16 protein-coding genes are annotated in these 16,062 nt (G+C 58.3%); 12 read left to right on the top strand and 4 right to left on the bottom strand.

Annotation, left to right across the window (positions count from 1 at the left end):
• Window positions 1-98: 98 nt before the first annotated feature.
• The gene (locus C1J02_RS15825; protein WP_114880647.1) at window positions 99-2,375 is read left to right on the top strand and encodes an adenosylcobalamin-dependent ribonucleoside-diphosphate reductase; all 2,277 of its coding nucleotides are present in this window, start codon (window positions 99-101) and stop codon (window positions 2,373-2,375) included.
• A gap of 63 nt (window positions 2,376-2,438) precedes the next feature.
• Entirely contained in the window at window positions 2,439-2,615 is a 177-nt protein-coding gene (locus C1J02_RS21095) for a hypothetical protein (RefSeq protein ID WP_205389821.1), read from the top strand.
• Between the two features lie 29 nt (window positions 2,616-2,644).
• Here the strand turns inward: C1J02_RS21095 and C1J02_RS15815 are convergent, their stop codons facing one another.
• The 3 genes from C1J02_RS15815 to C1J02_RS15805 form a co-directional block, all read right to left on the bottom strand.
• Window positions 2,645-3,379 (bottom strand): SUMF1/EgtB/PvdO family nonheme iron enzyme, encoded by a 735-nt coding sequence (locus C1J02_RS15815; protein WP_254693125.1) that lies wholly within the window; start codon window positions 3,377-3,379, stop codon window positions 2,645-2,647.
• Window positions 3,380-3,402: 23 nt separating this feature from the next.
• Complete coding sequence (nirK, locus tag C1J02_RS15810; RefSeq protein WP_114879440.1) at window positions 3,403-4,623, bottom strand: copper-containing nitrite reductase; 1,221 nt, start codon at window positions 4,621-4,623, stop codon at window positions 3,403-3,405.
• Window positions 4,624-4,695: 72 nt separating this feature from the next.
• Complete coding sequence (locus C1J02_RS15805) at window positions 4,696-5,124, bottom strand: pseudoazurin (RefSeq protein WP_114879439.1); 429 nt, start codon at window positions 5,122-5,124, stop codon at window positions 4,696-4,698.
• A 182-nt stretch (window positions 5,125-5,306) separates the two neighbouring features.
• Between C1J02_RS15805 and C1J02_RS15800 the strand changes: the two genes are divergently transcribed.
• Window positions 5,307-6,008, top strand: coding sequence for a Crp/Fnr family transcriptional regulator (locus C1J02_RS15800; RefSeq protein WP_114879438.1), 702 nt, complete (start codon window positions 5,307-5,309; stop codon window positions 6,006-6,008).
• Here C1J02_RS15800 and C1J02_RS15795 read toward each other — a convergent pair.
• Complete coding sequence (locus tag C1J02_RS15795; protein ID WP_114880645.1) at window positions 5,980-6,207, bottom strand: DUF1858 domain-containing protein; 228 nt, start codon at window positions 6,205-6,207, stop codon at window positions 5,980-5,982. The genes C1J02_RS15800 and C1J02_RS15795 overlap by 29 nt on opposite strands.
• A gap of 132 nt (window positions 6,208-6,339) precedes the next feature.
• On the opposite strand from C1J02_RS15795, the gene C1J02_RS15790 reads away from it, so the two are divergent.
• The 9 genes from C1J02_RS15790 to C1J02_RS15750 all read left to right on the top strand — a co-directional run bounded on the left by C1J02_RS15790 (window position 6,340) and on the right by C1J02_RS15750 (window position 16,057).
• Window positions 6,340-6,792, top strand: a complete 453-nt coding sequence (locus tag C1J02_RS15790; RefSeq protein ID WP_114879437.1) for a cytochrome c — start codon at window positions 6,340-6,342, stop codon at window positions 6,790-6,792.
• Between the two features lie 12 nt (window positions 6,793-6,804).
• Complete coding sequence (locus C1J02_RS15785) at window positions 6,805-8,175, top strand: cbb3-type cytochrome c oxidase subunit I (RefSeq protein ID WP_114879436.1); 1,371 nt, start codon at window positions 6,805-6,807, stop codon at window positions 8,173-8,175.
• A gap of 2 nt (window positions 8,176-8,177) precedes the next feature.
• Complete coding sequence (locus C1J02_RS15780) at window positions 8,178-8,975, top strand: CbbQ/NirQ/NorQ/GpvN family protein (RefSeq protein ID WP_162798345.1); 798 nt, start codon at window positions 8,178-8,180, stop codon at window positions 8,973-8,975.
• Window positions 8,976-8,979: 4 nt separating this feature from the next.
• Window positions 8,980-10,878, top strand: coding sequence for a nitric oxide reductase activation protein NorD (locus tag C1J02_RS15775; RefSeq protein ID WP_114879434.1), 1,899 nt, complete (start codon window positions 8,980-8,982; stop codon window positions 10,876-10,878).
• Between the two features lies 1 nt (window position 10,879).
• Window positions 10,880-11,056 (top strand): hypothetical protein, encoded by a 177-nt coding sequence (locus C1J02_RS21090; protein ID WP_205389820.1) that lies wholly within the window; start codon window positions 10,880-10,882, stop codon window positions 11,054-11,056.
• Window positions 11,053-11,301, top strand: coding sequence for an NnrT protein (locus tag C1J02_RS15770; RefSeq protein ID WP_114879433.1), 249 nt, complete (start codon window positions 11,053-11,055; stop codon window positions 11,299-11,301). Before C1J02_RS21090 ends, C1J02_RS15770 begins: the two co-directional genes overlap by 4 nt.
• A gap of 267 nt (window positions 11,302-11,568) precedes the next feature.
• Entirely contained in the window at window positions 11,569-13,668 is a 2,100-nt protein-coding gene (locus tag C1J02_RS15760) for a hydantoinase/oxoprolinase family protein (RefSeq protein WP_114879431.1), read from the top strand.
• Window positions 13,665-15,314: a hydantoinase B/oxoprolinase family protein gene (locus C1J02_RS15755; RefSeq protein ID WP_114879430.1), complete on the top strand. Its 1,650-nt coding sequence runs from the start codon at window positions 13,665-13,667 to the stop codon at window positions 15,312-15,314. Before C1J02_RS15760 ends, C1J02_RS15755 begins: the two co-directional genes overlap by 4 nt.
• Window positions 15,311-16,057 carry an Asp/Glu racemase gene (locus tag C1J02_RS15750; protein WP_254693124.1) on the top strand — a complete coding sequence of 249 codons (747 nt, stop codon included), beginning with the start codon at window positions 15,311-15,313 and terminating at the stop codon, window positions 16,055-16,057. Before C1J02_RS15755 ends, C1J02_RS15750 begins: the two co-directional genes overlap by 4 nt.
• The last annotated feature ends 5 nt before the right edge of the window (window positions 16,058-16,062 follow it).

Raw genomic sequence — 16,062 nt, 5'->3', positions numbered from 1 at the left:
GAAAACCGAACAGTTGCCCATTATTGTCGTTTAAGAATCTGCTGGCACGTTCTATGTTGTCAGCCTGCCCGTCATTCTCTGCTTAGGAAACCATGCCCATGTCCCGATTTTCCGCCCCGATTGCTGAACAAATCTGGGATATGAAGTACCGTTTCAAGGATGCAGACGGCACGGCCAAGGACGTGACTGTTGAAGACACCTGGCGGCGCATTGCCCGCGATCTTGCGCAGGTTGAGGATGACAAGGCGGGCTGGGAAGAAAAGTTCTATTCTGCCCTGGAAGATTTCAAATATCTGCCTGCGGGCCGGATCACGGCGGGTGCCGGCACGGCGCGGCGGGTGACTTTGTTCAATTGCTTTGTGATGGGCACTGTTCCAGACAGCATGGGCGGCATTTTCGACATGCTGAAAGAGGCCGCACTTACGATGCAGCAGGGCGGCGGCATCGGCTATGATTTCAGCACAATCCGCCCCAAAGGCGCGGATGTATTGGGGGTGTCGGCGGATGCCTCTGGTCCATTGTCGTTCATGGATGTCTGGGACGCGATGTGCCGGACGATCATGTCCGCAGGCAGCCGCCGGGGCGCGATGATGGCCACGATGCGCTGCGATCACCCGGATGTCGAAGATTTCATTGCCGCCAAATCAGACCCTGCACGCCTGCGGATGTTCAATATGTCGGTGTTGATCACCGATCCTTTCATGGACGCCGTCAAGGCCGATGGCCCATGGGACCTGATGTTCAATGGCAAGGTCTATCATACGGTGCAGGCGCGTGATCTGTGGAACAAGATCATGAAGGCGACCTATGATTTTGCCGAACCCGGTGTGATTTTTATCGACCGGATCAATGCCGCCAACAATCTGAACTATTGCGAAACCATTGCCGCGACCAACCCTTGCGGCGAACAGCCGTTGCCGCCCTATGGGGCATGTCTGCTGGGGTCGATCAACATGGCACGTCTGGTGTCGGATCCGTTTGAGGACGCCGCACACCTTGATCTGGACGCGCTCAATGATCTGGTCGCGACGGCAGTTCGGATGATGGACAATGTGGTCGATGTGTCCAAGTTCCCGCTGCCTGAGCAGGAACGCGAAGCGCAGCAAAAGCGGCGCATTGGCTTGGGTGTCACCGGGCTTGCCGATGCGTTGCTGATGGTCGGGCAACGTTATGGCAGTGATGAGGCTGCGGCGCAGACCGAACAATGGCTCAAGGCGATTGCGCGGGCGGCCTATTTGGCCAGTGTTGAATTGGCCAAGGAAAAGGGCGCGTTCCCCTTGTTTGACGCCGATGCGTTTCTGGAGTCAGGCACCATGAAGCAGATGGACGATGATGTGTGCAAGGCGATCCGCAAACACGGCATCCGCAATGCCTTGCTGACCTCTATCGCGCCGACCGGCACGATCAGCCTTTATGCAGGCAATGTATCCAGCGGGATCGAACCGGTCTTTGCCTATGCCTACACCCGCAAAGTGCTGCAAAAAGACGGCAGCCGCACGGAAGAAGAAGTCGTCGACTATGCTGTGAAGATGTGGCGTGACCTCAAAGGCGATACGCCTCTGCCGGATTATTTCGTCAATGCACAGACCCTCGCGCCACTTGACCACGTCAAGATGCAGGCGGCGGCGCAGAAATGGGTCGATTCCAGCATCTCCAAGACCATCAACTGCCCCGAGGACATCAGCTTTGACAGTTTCAAGGACGTCTATATGGCGGCTTGGGATCAGGGCTGTAAGGGCTGCACAACTTATCGGCCGAATGATGTGACCGGATCGGTGTTGAGTGTCTCGGAAGCCACGGACAAGGCCCCGTCAGACAGTCCCGATCAGGTGACAGAAGGCGGCGAGGTTGTCTATATGTCCGAACCGCTCGACCGGCCGAATGAGCTGGAAGGGGCGACCTACAAAATCAAATGGCCCGACAGTGAACATGCGCTTTATATCACCATCAATGATGTGGTGATCAGCGGGCATCGCCGCCCGTTTGAGGTCTTCATCAACTCCAAGAACATGGAGCATTTTGCCTGGACGGTGGCGCTGACCCGGATGATTTCGGCGGTGTTCCGGCGTGGCGGTGATGTTTCGTTTGTGGTGGAGGAGCTGAAGGCGGTGTTCGACCCGCGTGGTGGGGCGTGGATGCAGGGCAAATACATTCCCTCGATCCTTGCTGCGATTGGTGGCGTGATTGAACAGCACATGATCGCCACCGGGTTTATCGCGGGCGAGGGCATGGGGTTGAAGGTTGATCCGCAGGCCAAGGTCGTCGGGCTGGATGCGCCGCGTGGCAAGGCGTGTTCGTCCTGCGGTCAGTATGACTTGCGCATGATCGAGGGGTGCATGACCTGCGGGTCCTGTGGCCACTCAAAATGTGGCTGATCGACTAAGGCAATTTGGGATGGTTCGTGACAATCACCAGCGTTGCGGGATAAGGATGACATCATGAAACACATTCCCAAGAAAACCACCGATGACGCGCTTATACAGGAATTCCTGAACAAGGGTGGTAAGGTCAGCGTTGGCAAGACCAAACCGCTCAAAAGCGAGCTTGGCCTGAGCAACAATGTTTGGAACAACAAGCTGACAAAAGAAGAAAAGGCTGCCCGCGACAAGAAGTGATCTTGTCCGGCAGCGGGTTGGCCCCTGCGTCAGGGCTGTGCGTCTGAAAAGAGCCGCAGCCCCAGATGCGCGGGCGGCACGCCGACGGCGCAGCCACCGCGCGCCGGATCTCGTTCAAGAAATGACATTGCCGCGATATGCAGCCCTGCCACATAAAAGGCCGGGCAGCGATCTGACGGTGCAGGCTCGCCAGTGCCGGAATAACAATCCTGCGTCCATTCCCACACCGATCCGTCCAAATCCGCAACCCCGGTTGCGGTTGTTGAAAAGCTGCCCGAAGGTCTAAGTGCGCGGGGGACTTCGGCCTCAAGCAGATAGGCGGACGCCCAGCTGAGCGATGGGTCGGTAAAGATCGGGTCAGGTTCTTCGGGCAGGACGCTTTCGGCAACAGCGGTCCATTCATCAACGCTTGGCAGGCGAAAGGATTTGCCGGTTGTGCGGTTGATCCAATCGACATACTGGCGCGCGTCCGGATAGCTGATCCCGGTGGCGGGCGTTGTTGCGGGCTGTTGATCAGGGCGCACCAGCATCCACAATGCGCATCCGCCCGCATCATGGCAGGCATTCCATTCCGCCGCTGTCACTTCGTATTTCTGGACCCAGATGGATCGGTCTTCGGCCAGGTCGATCGGCCCCACCATGTCGGGCATTGCGGACAGGTCGGGGCCGCGTGACATCCACGCGGCCCCGGTCAAGGCCGCGCCAGCCAGCACCGCCAATCCCAACACCACAGGTGCAATCGGGAAGGATTTTTGGCGTGTCATGGCGCGGTCTCCTTTTCTGGGTGTCAGGTCTCTATTGTGCGCGGTGGCATGACCTGTTCCATCAGCGCGTTGTTCCATTCGCCATCGACAACGAAATGCGCGGTCGCGCCCAAGATCGCCGCTTCAATCAGGTTGTGATTGACATAGGCGTAGACCCCGGGCTGTTCGAAGGTGTACATCGCAGCCATCGCGCTGCCGCCGCGCACGAACCATGTTTCCATGCCGGTCAGTGGCGCGTCGCTGAAGGAGCCGGTTTCCCAGACGAAATTACCATGACCCCCAATCAGATGCGGACGGCTGTCCCGGTTCGCCTGATTGTGGACCATCAACACTGTCTTGCCGACCTCTGAGCGGAACGCGTTGGTCCCGGTCAGTGCGCCGACCGCGCCGTTGAACACCACATGTGTCGGCACCAGGCTGCGCATCGCTTCGAGAGATTCCGCATAGTCATCGCCCGCGTTTGCATAGGTCTTGAAGGTGCCATCTGCGTTCTTGGGCAGGTAATAGTCCTGTTCACCGATATAGGCGATCTCGTCATAGGTCAGCGCATTGCCATCCTTGTCTTTCAGGCCATCGCGCGGCAGAACCATGACTGCACCGTTCATGCCGTGGCAGACGTGATAGGGGATCATCGCGCCACCGGGCGCACAGTGATATGTAAAGCACCCCGGTTTGGTCGCCTTCCAGCGAAGCACGGTTTCTTCGCCTGGATAGATATGGGTCAGCGCACCGCCGCCCAATGCGCCCGTTGAGGAGTGAAAGTCGATGTTGTGCTCAAGTTGGTTGCGCCCAAGGCTGCGCAGTGTCAGTTCGACGTAATCACCTTCGTGCACGATGACCAGCGGGCCGGGAACCGAACCGTTATAGGTCATGGCCCAGATCGAGGCACCGGTGTCTTCGTCCACCACCATCAGGCGTTCGTCCACAACCATCTCAATCTCGACGATTTTTGGGTCACCTTGTGCCACCTGATCATGTTTTGGCGCAAAGGGTGGACGGACAAGTTTCTGTTTTACACGCTCCAAGCCAGACAGGTCGACGGGTTCGGCCGCATCGATCTGTTGCTGTTGGACGCGCAGCATATTTTGGTCCGGCATGTTCATCCGGGGTGCGACGCTGGGCGCGCGCACGCTGGCGCTGGCCGCGAATGCGCCGGTCATGGCTGCCGCGCCTGCAAGGGCTGTGCCCCGCAGTACGTTACGGCGGCTGGGTGATTGTGGTTTGTCATTGGGCAAGTGTGTCATGTCAAATTCCTCTGTTTGGTGAGTGGCGGGTGATGTGGTGCACGCGCCACTGATTTTGAAAGATGAGGTGGTCTATTCGCCGGCAAGCTGCGCCTCGAAACGCTTCTTGGCGTTTTTGGGCAGGCGGCCTTCAAGAAAATCGGCGGGTTGTTCTGCATCGCCAACGGCGATTGTCATCACCATACCCATAGCGAAATGGGGTGTGCATTTTACACCGTAGTAGCCGGGCACATCCAACGTCACTTCGATCTCTTCATTGATCTTGCCTTTGAAAGTTTCAGCCCCTTCAGGGATCATCTCTTTGATGCTTTCGGCGTTGTGGCTTTTGTCAGCGGCAATGAACTTGACGGTGTCACCGGGCGCGATCTTTACAAAGCCGGGTTCAAAAACCATGACCCCTGCTTCGCCTTTGTTCAGCATCTGAACCTCGACCGTTTCGGCCCAGGCTGCACCCGACATCAGAAGAGCCGCTGCAAGTGCTGCGCTTGTCTTGGTGAACATCTCATTTCCTTTCGATTAAAATTGGTCTTGAGTGCATCTAACGACGACCGCCGCGCGACACGTTGCGCAAGCGCAAACTTCGGACCGGTTTTGGTGCGGGATCGGGTGTGCGGTGTGAATGAGGGGTCGGCATTCTCGGCGTTAGGCAGTAACAATGGTTTGTTCTTCGGATTGGAAATGACTTGAGAAACCTCGACGAAAGCCTTTTGACACACCTTGTCCCGTTTTCGGGTCTGACAAAGAACGAGATCCGCGAGATACTTGATCAGGCGGCTTCACATCGGTTTGATACCGGGGACACGGTGTTTCACGAAGCTGGCGAGGCCACCCGTTTCTTTCTTTTGCTCGATGGCTATATCCGCGTCATACGCGTGACGCCCGAAGGGGAGCATGTGACGGTGCTGCATATTCCCGCCGGACAATTGTTTGGCATTGCGAATGCCTTGGGGCACACGCAATACCCGGCAAGTGCCATTGCCGCATCCGAAACCATTGTGTTGTCATGGCCAACATCGCTTTGGCCGGAATTTGTGTCCCGGTACGCGGGGTTTGCGACAGCCACGCAAAAGACCATCGGCAAGCGCATGAACGAGATGCACGACCGGATGATCGAAATGGCAACCCAGCAGGTCGAACAACGGGTGGCCAATGCATTGCTGCGGTTGATCAACCAGATGGGTCGAAAGACGGAAAATGGGATCGAGGTGGATTTTCCGATCACCCGGCAGGACCTTTCCGAAATGACCGGCACCACCCTGCACACGGTCAGTCGATTGCTGAGCGCATGGGAAAAAAGCGGAATTGTGGAAAGTCGGCGCAAACATATTGTTGTCAGCCAACCTCACCAGCTCGTTCTTATGGCGGGCAATCTTCACCAGCGGTGATGGACATTGCCAGATCGCGCTCAAAGGCGGTTATGTCGAGGTTATAGATGTCGCATGCCTCAGCGATGGTATGGAACGGCCCGATCGGGCATCCCACACACAGCATGCCATGCTCGATGAAAACGCCCACAGTCTGCGGCCACCTGACCATGATCTCTGAGACCATGAGATCGGTTGTGTCCATTTGATCTGTGGGCATATGCCGACCCTCCTGATCGTTGCATCCATCTTTCCACATCCAAACTTTTCAAACATTGCGTTTGCGCAAACTCCTTTTGTTGGCACCCGCATAGGGTGATCCGAACAGCAACCGAGAAAAGGGGGCCCCCGGATGGCCGAATTCCTGACCAAATCGCGGGCGCGCAACATATTTTATGGCGGGTCGATCTTTTTCGTGCTCGTCTTTGTTGCCCTGACCGTTCAAAGCCATCGCTACATCGTCAACACATCTACGGCTGGCATGCCGCTGAGTGATGCCGTCATTCACGGCAAGCACGTGTGGGAACGCAACTCTTGCATCAACTGTCACACGCTGCACGGCGAGGGGGCCTATTTCGCGCCTGAGTTGGGCAATGTCATGACCCGCTGGGACGTGCTTGATGACCCGGAAGCGGCATTTGAGATGATGGATGGCTGGATCGAAGCGCAGCCCAGCGGCATCGAAGGACGCCGCCAGATGCCGTATTTCGAACTGACCGAAGAAGACAAACGCGGCTTGGCGGAATTCTTGCGGTGGGCGGATCAGACCGACACCCAGGGATGGCCCCCCAATGAGGCAGGCTGAGGAGTAAATGACATGAAATACCAATCCCAAAAAGTGGCTTATGCCTATTTCATCTGTGCAATGGCGCTTTTCGCCGTGCAGGTTCTGGGCGGGCTGGTCATCGGCTGGATCTATGTTCAGCCCAATTTTCTGGCAGAGATTTTCCCGTTTCACATCATTCGGATGATCCATACCAACGCGCTGATTGTCTGGTTGTTGCTGGGCTTTTTCGGGGCGTCCTATTTTCTGATCCCCGAAGAATCAGAGCGTGAAATCTGGTCGGTCAAACTGGCTTACGTCCAGTTGGCGTTGCTGATGGTTGGCACGCTGGGGGCGGTGGGCAGTTATCTGATGGGCATTCACGGGGGGCGCGAATTTCTTGAGCAGCCGCTGTGGGTCAAATTCGGGATACTGGTCGCGGCGGTGATCTTTTTGATCAACATCTCAATGACTGTGCTGGCGGGCAAAAAGACCGCGATCACGGGTGTCTTACTGATGGGGCTGTGGCTGTTGTCGCTGCTGTGGATATTCGCCTTTATCAACCCCTCAAATCTGAGTCTGGACAAGATGTATTGGTGGTTCATCGTGCATCTGTGGGTCGAAGCCACGTGGGAATTGGTGATGGCCGCGATCCTTGCCTTTCTTCTGCTCAAGCTGACGGGTGTGGACCGCGAAGTGGTCGAGAAATGGCTGTATGTGATTGTCGCAACGGCGCTCTTTTCCGGCATCCTGGGCACAGGGCACCATTTCTATTGGATCGGCTTGCCGGGGTACTGGCAATGGGTCGGCTCGATTTTCTCGACCTTCGAGGTGATCCCGTTCTTCCTGATGATGTCGTTTGCCTTTGTCATGGTGTGGAAAGGGCGGCGCAACCACCCCAATAAAGCCGCACTGCTCTGGTCTTTGGGGTCTGCGACTGTTGCGTTCTTTGGGGCTGGCGTCTGGGGCTTTTTGCACACGCTGCACGGCGTCAATTTCTATAGCCACGGCACGCAGATCACAGCGGCACACGGGCACCTGTCGTTCTATGGGGCCTATGTCGCGATGAACCTTGCGATCATCACCTATGCGATGCCGCTGTTGCGGGGCCGCGCGCCCTATAATCAAGTGCTCAACATGGGCTCGTTCTGGCTGATGACGGGGGGGATGGCGTTCATGACTTTCACGCTGACCTTCGCGGGTGTGATTCAGACACATATGCAACGGGTCCTCGGCACATACTTTATGGAGGTGCAGGAAGAGCTCGCACTTTTCTATATCATGCGCTTTGGGGCAGGTGCGGCTGTGGTCGTGGGGGCATTGTTGTTCATCTATTCGATCATGGTGGTGCGCCGCCGCGAGGTGGTCGAACCGGGTGCGGCCAATGCGGCTCAAATGTCGTCTGATCCGATACCGGGAGAATGACGATGAACGCCCATGTCCAGACCCCAAGCAGCCCGTATTATGTCGCCAATGGCAATGAATGCGCGCTGTTTGATGCGGCCCAGGAAAACGGTCTGCCCCTTTTGCTGAAGGGGCCGACCGGCTGCGGCAAAACACGCTTTGTCGAACACATGGCCGCGCGGTTGGGGCGCAGGCTTTATACGGTGGCCTGTCATGATGATCTGTCCGCCGCTGATCTGATCGGTCGTTATCTGTTGCGCGGCGGTGCAACCGAATGGGTCGATGGACCGCTGACCCGTGCGGTGCGTGAAGGTGCGATCTGTTATCTTGATGAGGTTGTGGAGGCGCGCAAAGACGTCACCGTTGTGTTGCATCCGCTGACTGACAACCGCCGTACCCTGATGATTGACCGCACTGGCGAAGAATTGCACGCACCCCCCGGTTTCATGCTGGTTGCCAGTTACAACCCCGGCTATCAGAACGTGCTGAAACGGATGAAGCCCTCAACGCGCCAGCGGTTCCTGGCGATCACCTTTGGCTTTCCTGAACCCGAGACGGAGATTGCCATCATCGCAAGCGAAAGCGGGCTGGAGGCGGGGCGTGTTGCGCCCTTGGTTCGTCTGGGTGGCCATATCCGCAAGTTGTCCGGCATGGACCTTGAGGAGGGCGTGTCGACCCGGTTGCTGATCTATGCCGCCACCCTGATTGCAGGCGGGATGGGCGTGGAAAAAGCGCTTGAAGCCGCGGTGATCGAACCGCTTAGCGATGATGCCGATACGCAGATCGCCCTGCGTGATCTGGTCACGACGATTTACGGATAAGGGTATGGTTGTGCGTGCTCTTGATCTGATGGAGCCGGAAGAGACCGTCGGCAATCTGTGGCATGACTATGCCGTCGGGATTGGCGCGCAGACCTGCTATCCGCTTGAGGTGGCATCACTTGCGTCAGTCCGCCCCAGCCTCGCGATGATGTTTCGCGCGCTTGGTGGTTCGACGGGGGTGGAGTTTAGCGAAGCACCCTGCGTGGTGGCGCGGCACCGGCGACCGCCTTTGCGTAACCTGGCGACGGAACGGGACAAGGCATTCCTGCCCGCCTTTGATGGCGAAAAACTGCGGCTGCCCCCTTACATTGACGCCTTTCCCGACCGGGCCTTGAACCGCAGCGCCTATTTCTGGCTGACCGCTGTGGCAGCGCTTTGCCCGGCGGATGTGTTCGAAGGGCCGGCTCAGGTTGGCCCGGCACGTGACATTGCGATGATCCGCGCCAATGCGATCGCCGCCGCGCATGTCCATGCGCAGTGTCCCGGTCTGCGTGAAAGCCATGCCGCGATGGTCGCGTACATTTTGGGCGCTCGGCCAGATTTCAGGCGACCTGCGTCGGAGTCGGTGGTTGAGCAGGCCTTGCGCGATCATCTTGCAACCGGCGCTGTACCTGAGATGCCGGAACAGGCATCAAGCCGTTCTTACCTGAGCTTTGCCCCGGTGCCGATCTGGCTTGATTTCAATGTCGCGAAAAAAGGCAGCAGCCCGCAGGGCGTGCAGGACGCCCCCGCCGCTGTGCCCCCCGCGGCAAGCACGACAACCCGCAAACTGGGGCTGCGCAAAGACCGGGATGAAGCAAACCGCAAGGACAGCTTTATCCTGCACCGGTTTGAATCGATCCTGTCTTGGGTTGAATCCATGAACCTCAACCGGTCCATTCATGATGACGACGATGAAAACGCCCAGAAAGCGGCAGAGGATCAGGATAATATCACCCTGTCAAAAGTTGACCGCCGTGCTGCGACCCGGTTGCGCCTGCACCTTGATCTGTCGCCTGCGGATGCAGATCACGAGCGCCTTGCGGCCAAGCACACCTATCCGGAGTGGAATCACCGGGCGCGCGGCTATATGCCCGATCACTGCCGGGTGCTGGAAGTCGACGCGCATCCCAAGTCAGAAGATGTCTTTGTTCCCAACGCCAAGCGGATAGAGGAGGTGCGCCGCCAGTTCGAGGCCCTGCGCCCCCGGCGCATCATGCAATCACGCCAGATTGACGGACCCGAACTGGATCTGGATGCGCTCATTTCGGCGCAGGTCGACCTGATGGCGACGGGGCGGTGTGATGACCGGGTGTTTCAGGCATCGCGTCAGACCCAACGGGATCTGAGCGTTGCCTTTCTGATCGACACCTCCCGGTCGACTGAATCTGCTGTGGGTGACACCTGCGTCATTGACGTGGCGCGCGATGCGCTGGCGGCATTGGCGGGCGGCATCGACACCGTTGGTGATCGTTTGGGCATCTGGGGGTTTTCATCGTTGCGGCGTGACAGGGTGTTCGTGACCCGCTGCAAAGGGTTCGACCAGCCGATGAACGCGGCGACCATCAACAACATCTGTGCGCTTGAGCCGGGCCATTATACCCGGCTTGGTGCCGCCGTGCGCCATGTCAGCGCACAACTTGCCACCGAGACCGCGGCGCGAAAATTGCTGATTGTGCTGACCGATGGAAAGCCGAACGATCTGGATCACTACGAAGGCCAGCACGGCATTGAGGACAGTCACATGGCGGTGTCCGAAGCGCGCCGCCTTGGGCAGGTCGTGCACGGGATTGTCATTGACGAAGATGGGCAGGATTGGTTCGCCCGTATCTTTGGGCGGGGCGGTTTCCATTTGCTTGCGCGCCCTGAAAAGCTGACCCGCGTGCTGCCCGACATCTACCGAGCCCTTACACAGGAGACCTGATATGACCCGTTTTGCCCTGACCATCCTTGCGATTTTTCCGACCCTGACCCAAGCGGCAGGGTTTGAGCGACCCATCCCACAGGCCCAGTCGGCCACGGCTGAGTGGTGGTTTTTTGCAGCCTCGGTTGCATTGCTGACAGCGCTCTTGGCGGTGCATCTGCTGGTCCGCAGGCGATGACCAGACAGGGCTGGGGCGTGACAAAGATCGCGCTTGTGCTCTATCCCTTTGGTGTGGGCGCGGTTGCGGTCAATCTGTTCTTTGCGGGGCTCATCGCTTCGTGGTTGGGATTGCCCATTATCCCACCGGTTTGGTCGGTGATAGGCGGGGTCATCCTCGGCGTTCCAGTCACATGGATTTTTGCGCGACATATCAGAACATTGATGGATCGTGCTGATGACGGCGGTCATGACATCAGTTCATGATCAGGCGGGGTCGCGCCAAGGTGGGGGGTGACGAAGATACATGGCTTTGGCACGCCGCGATTGACTCATGGCCAATCGCGGCGCAGGGTCATTCCAGTGACTGCAAAAGGCCAGGGCTTGAACAGATGACGTTCGCGTTTGTAACATCTCAAGGACGCCGGGCAACGGGCTGCAACCTCGTTACCTAGATGGGTCGATCCCGCTGTTAAGCGGCAATTCATGGTGCCAAAACGCGCCTATCCCGTCCCCTTTTTACACTGATTTTACATGACACATATCCCTCAACTTCGGCTTGCCATTGATATTGGCGGGACATTTACGGACACGGTTTTGGTAGATGGCGCAGGCCAGGTTCTGGCATCAACCAAAACACTCACAACGCCTGCCGATCCAACTGACGGTGCGCTTGCCGGTGCGCGGCATGTGCTGGAGCAAGCGGGCAAAGACTGGACCGATATCGGTGGGTTCATTCATGGCACGACACTGGCCACCAACGCGCTGATTGAACGGCGCGGGGCCTGTGTGGCCAGCATCACCAACGCCGGTTTCCGCGACATTCTCGAAATCGCTTATGAACGGCGTTATGCGCAATATGACATCAACCTTGTCAAAGCGGATCTGATCGTGCCGCGCGCGCGCAGCTTTACCATTGGGGGCCGGATGGATGTTCAGGGACAGGAGTTAACCCCCCTGGACCGGAGTGCCATCACAACCTTGGTCGGCGAACTCAAGGCGTCGGGCGCGGATGCCGTGGCAGTCTGCCTGCTGCACAGTTATGCCAACTCGGCGCATGAGATTGCGCTGCGTGACCTTTTGGGGGCGGCGCTGCCGCATCTTCACATCTCGCTCTCGCACGAGGTCAGCCCGGAAGCGCGTGAATTTGATCGTTTGTGCACGACCATCGCCAATGCCTATGTGCAGCCGCTGATGGCCCGATATTTGGATGAATTCCAAACGTTTTTTGCGGGGCAGGGGCTGAACTGTCCAATCCTGATGATGACAGCCGGGGGCGGTATGACGACGCTGGAGACGGCTGCGCGCCTGCCGATCCGGTTGGTTGAATCCGGCCCTGCCGGAGGGGCCATTCTGGCCGCCCGGATTGCCGCGCAGACAGGCGAGCGTGCTGTTTTGTCATTCGACATGGGCGGCACCACAGCAAAGCTTTGTCTGATTGACGATTATCGTCCGCAGATGGCGCGGCAGTTTGAAATTGCACGTGCCGCGCGGTTTATCAAAGGCTCCGGTCTGCCGGTTCGGATCCCGGTGCTTGAGATGATTGAGATTGGCGCGGGCGGCGGGTCTATTGCCGGGGTGGATCGTTTGGGGCGTCTGACGGTGGGACCGCAAAGTGCTGGTGCCGAACCCGGACCCGCCGCTTTTGGCAAGGGTGGCACTGCCCCCACGGTCACAGACGCGGATGTGACGCTTGGGTATATTCAACCCGACCGTTTTGCCGAAGGGCGGTTGCAGATCGACCAGGACGCGGCAGCGCGGGTATTGTGCTGCGGCGTCGGGGATGCCTTGGCGCTGGATGCGACTTTGGCTGCGCGGGGGGTGAGCGAGATTGTCGATGAAAGCATGGCAAGTGCGGGCCGCATGCATGCCGTGGAATCGGGCAAGCAAATCGATACCCGACTGATGATCGCCTTTGGTGGCAATGGCCCGTTGCATGCGACCCGCGTGGCACGGCGTGCGGGTGTGTCGCGCATTTTGATCCCGCGCGATCCCGGTGTTGGCTCGGCTGTTGGGTTTCTCTTTGCGCCGGTGGGCTTTGAAATTGTGCGCTCCCGCTATGCGCTTCTTGATGGCATGGACGTGGCTGGCCTGAACAACTTTCTGACGACGATGACCGATGAGGCCACACAAGTGGTCCACCAAGGTGCGCCAATCGGTACGCTCAGCACGCGCAGACAAGCATTTATGCGCTATCACGGGCAGGGGCATGAGATTGAGATTGACCTGCCTGAACGTGATCTGACGACGGATGACATCGAGACCCTGCGCACAGCATTTGAACTGGAATACGGTCGTCAGTTCAGCCGCGCGGTGCCGGGGATGGACATTGAGGTGCTCAATTGGGCGGTGCATGTATCATCGGCGGCACCCGCTCTGACAAAGATAGCGAAGGGGGGTACGCACCACCCTGCAACGCCCACGGATACGCGTGAGATCATCTGTGATGTGACAGGCAGCCTCGTCCGCGCGGGCATCTTTGACCGCGCCAAGCTGGAGACTGGCAGCACCCTGAACGGACCCGCGTTGATTACCGAAGCACAAACGACAACCCTTGTCAGTGCGGACTTTTCTGCGCGCATTGATGGGGTGGGCAACATCTGGCTTTCCCGACTGACGGAGGTGGTGACATGAACCAGAACGACACCCGATTGCAGGTTATGTGGAATCGCCTTTTGGCTGTGGTTGAAGAACAGGGTCAGGCGCTGATCCGGGCCGCGTTTTCGCCAATTGTACGTGAATGCGGTGACATATCTGCGGGGATTTTTGACGCTCAGGGCCGGATGCTGGCACAGGCCGTGACCGGCACGCCGGGGCATATCAACACCATGGCCGAGGCCGTCAAAACCCTGCGCGCACGCTTTGCGATGGCTGATATGCAACCGGGTGACATCTATATGACCAACGACCCGTGGATCGCTTCGGGGCATCTGAATGATTTCTTGCTGATGATGCCGGTGTTTCATCGTGGCGCTGTGATCGGCTTTACCTCCTGCACCTCGCATCTGGTTGATCTTGGCGGCCTTGGCATGGGGCCGGAAGGGTCAGATATCTTTGACGAAGGGTTGCTGATCCCACCGTGCAAACTGGTTGATCAGGGCGCGGTTAATGGCTTGCTTCTGGATATTGTCAAAGCCAACTCGCGTGATCCGATTGCCAATGAGGGTGACATCTATGCGCTTATTGCGTGTTGCGAAGCGGGCGCGCGGCGCTTGTCTGGCATGATGGATGAATTTGGCATCGACGATCTTGATGCGTTGGCTGACCACATCATCGACACTTCGCGGCGCGGCACGCTTGCGGCAATTGCGGACCTGCCCAAGGGTATTTTTCAAAGCACGCTGGTGATTGACGGCTATGAAAGCCCCATCACCTTACAGGCTGCGCTGACCATCGCTGAGGATCATCTGTTGCTTGATTTTGCTGGCACCTCTGCCTGTTCGGCCAAGGGGATCAACGTGCCGCTTAACTATGCCACGGCCTATGCGGTCTTTGCCCTGCGGTGCATCATCGGATCCGATATCCCCAACAACGCGGGCTCGCTTGGCCTGTTTCGTGTGGTGGCACCAGAAGGGTGTATCCTGAACGCGGTGGCACCCAGCCCGGTGGCCATGCGCCATACGATTGGTCAGATGACGCCCGATCTGGTCTATGGCTGTCTGACCCAGGCCCTGCCCGGTCAGGTGCCTGCCGAAGGGGCGTCCTGCATGTACGACCTGCCACTGCGTCACGTGCCAGAGGCGGTTGGGCGCGGGGATACTGAATTTGCGCTGGAACTTGTGTTCAATGGGGGTACGGGCGCGCGGCCTGACTTTGACGGGCTGTCCGCAACTGCCTTTCCCAGCGGCGTCTGGGGTAGCCAGATTGAAACAACCGAGGCTGCTGCCCCGGTTTTGATCACCAAACGCGAGTTGCACCCTGACAGCGGGGGGGTGGGCAGAATGCGGGGCGGATTGGGCCAGAGTATCGCGTTGAAATCATCCAAGGACGAGGACATCATGCTGTTTTTATCAGTTGAGCGGATCAATACCCCGGCAGCGGGCCGTCATTGCGGCGGTGCTGGCGCGCCGGGACGTATCCGGCTTGGCGCGCAGGGTGCTGACCTGCCTGGAAAGGGGACAGTACGCATTCCTGCGGGTACCACATTGCTGTTTGAAACCCCCGGCGGTGGTGGGTTCGGAAACCCGACAGAGCGTACACCCGCGGCCGTGGCCCGCGACATTGCTGACGGTCTGATCTCACTCGAAGCAGCACAACAACTCTATGGAGCAAAGCCATGATCCATCCCTCACGCGGGCGCGCCCGATTTGGCTTTCTGGTGCCGTTCACGAACCGCAATCTGGAACCCGACATGGCCCTTTTACGCCCAACCGGTGTGTCGTTGCATTTTGCGCGGATGGGCGGTTATGACCGTGATGAGATACCGGATGCGGATCAGATGCACGGGCTTGGTACGGCGGATCTGGACGGGCCGCTGGAGATGCTGATGGGGGTCAGGCCGGATGTGATATTCTACGGCTGCACCTCAGCCACGCTGACACATGGGGCGGCGTTTGACCGTGATCTGGCGGCAAGGATCGCGGCGCAAAGCGGTGCAAAGACCGTTACAGCAGCGGGCGCATTGGTGCATGCACTGCGCGTGGTGGGGGCAAGGCGCATCGGTTTTGCCTCGCCATATGTCTCTGGCATCAACGACATGGCGATTGCGTTTTTGGCCAGTGAAGGGGTCAAGACCATCGCCCGTTCCGAAGTGACCGCGATATTGGATAATGACGGCCAAGGGGCGATGACCCCGGACCGGGTTCTGGCGCTGGGGCGCGCGGCGGACCATGCAAATGCGGATGCAATTGTGCTGTCGTGCACTGACATGCGGTCGGTCGAAACTTTGCAGCGGCTTGAGGATGCGCTTGGCAAGCCAGTGATCACCTCAAATCAAGCCATGCTGTTTCAGGCTCTGCAACTGGCAGGGATGGACGATGCATTGCAAGGTTTTGGGGCGGTGTTGGCCCGGAAATGGGGATGAATACC

This window comes from Sulfitobacter sp. SK011 (assembly GCF_003352065.1).
Lineage (GTDB): Bacteria > Pseudomonadota > Alphaproteobacteria > Rhodobacterales > Rhodobacteraceae > Sulfitobacter.
This window is presented reverse-complemented; position numbering and strand designations above follow the sequence as displayed.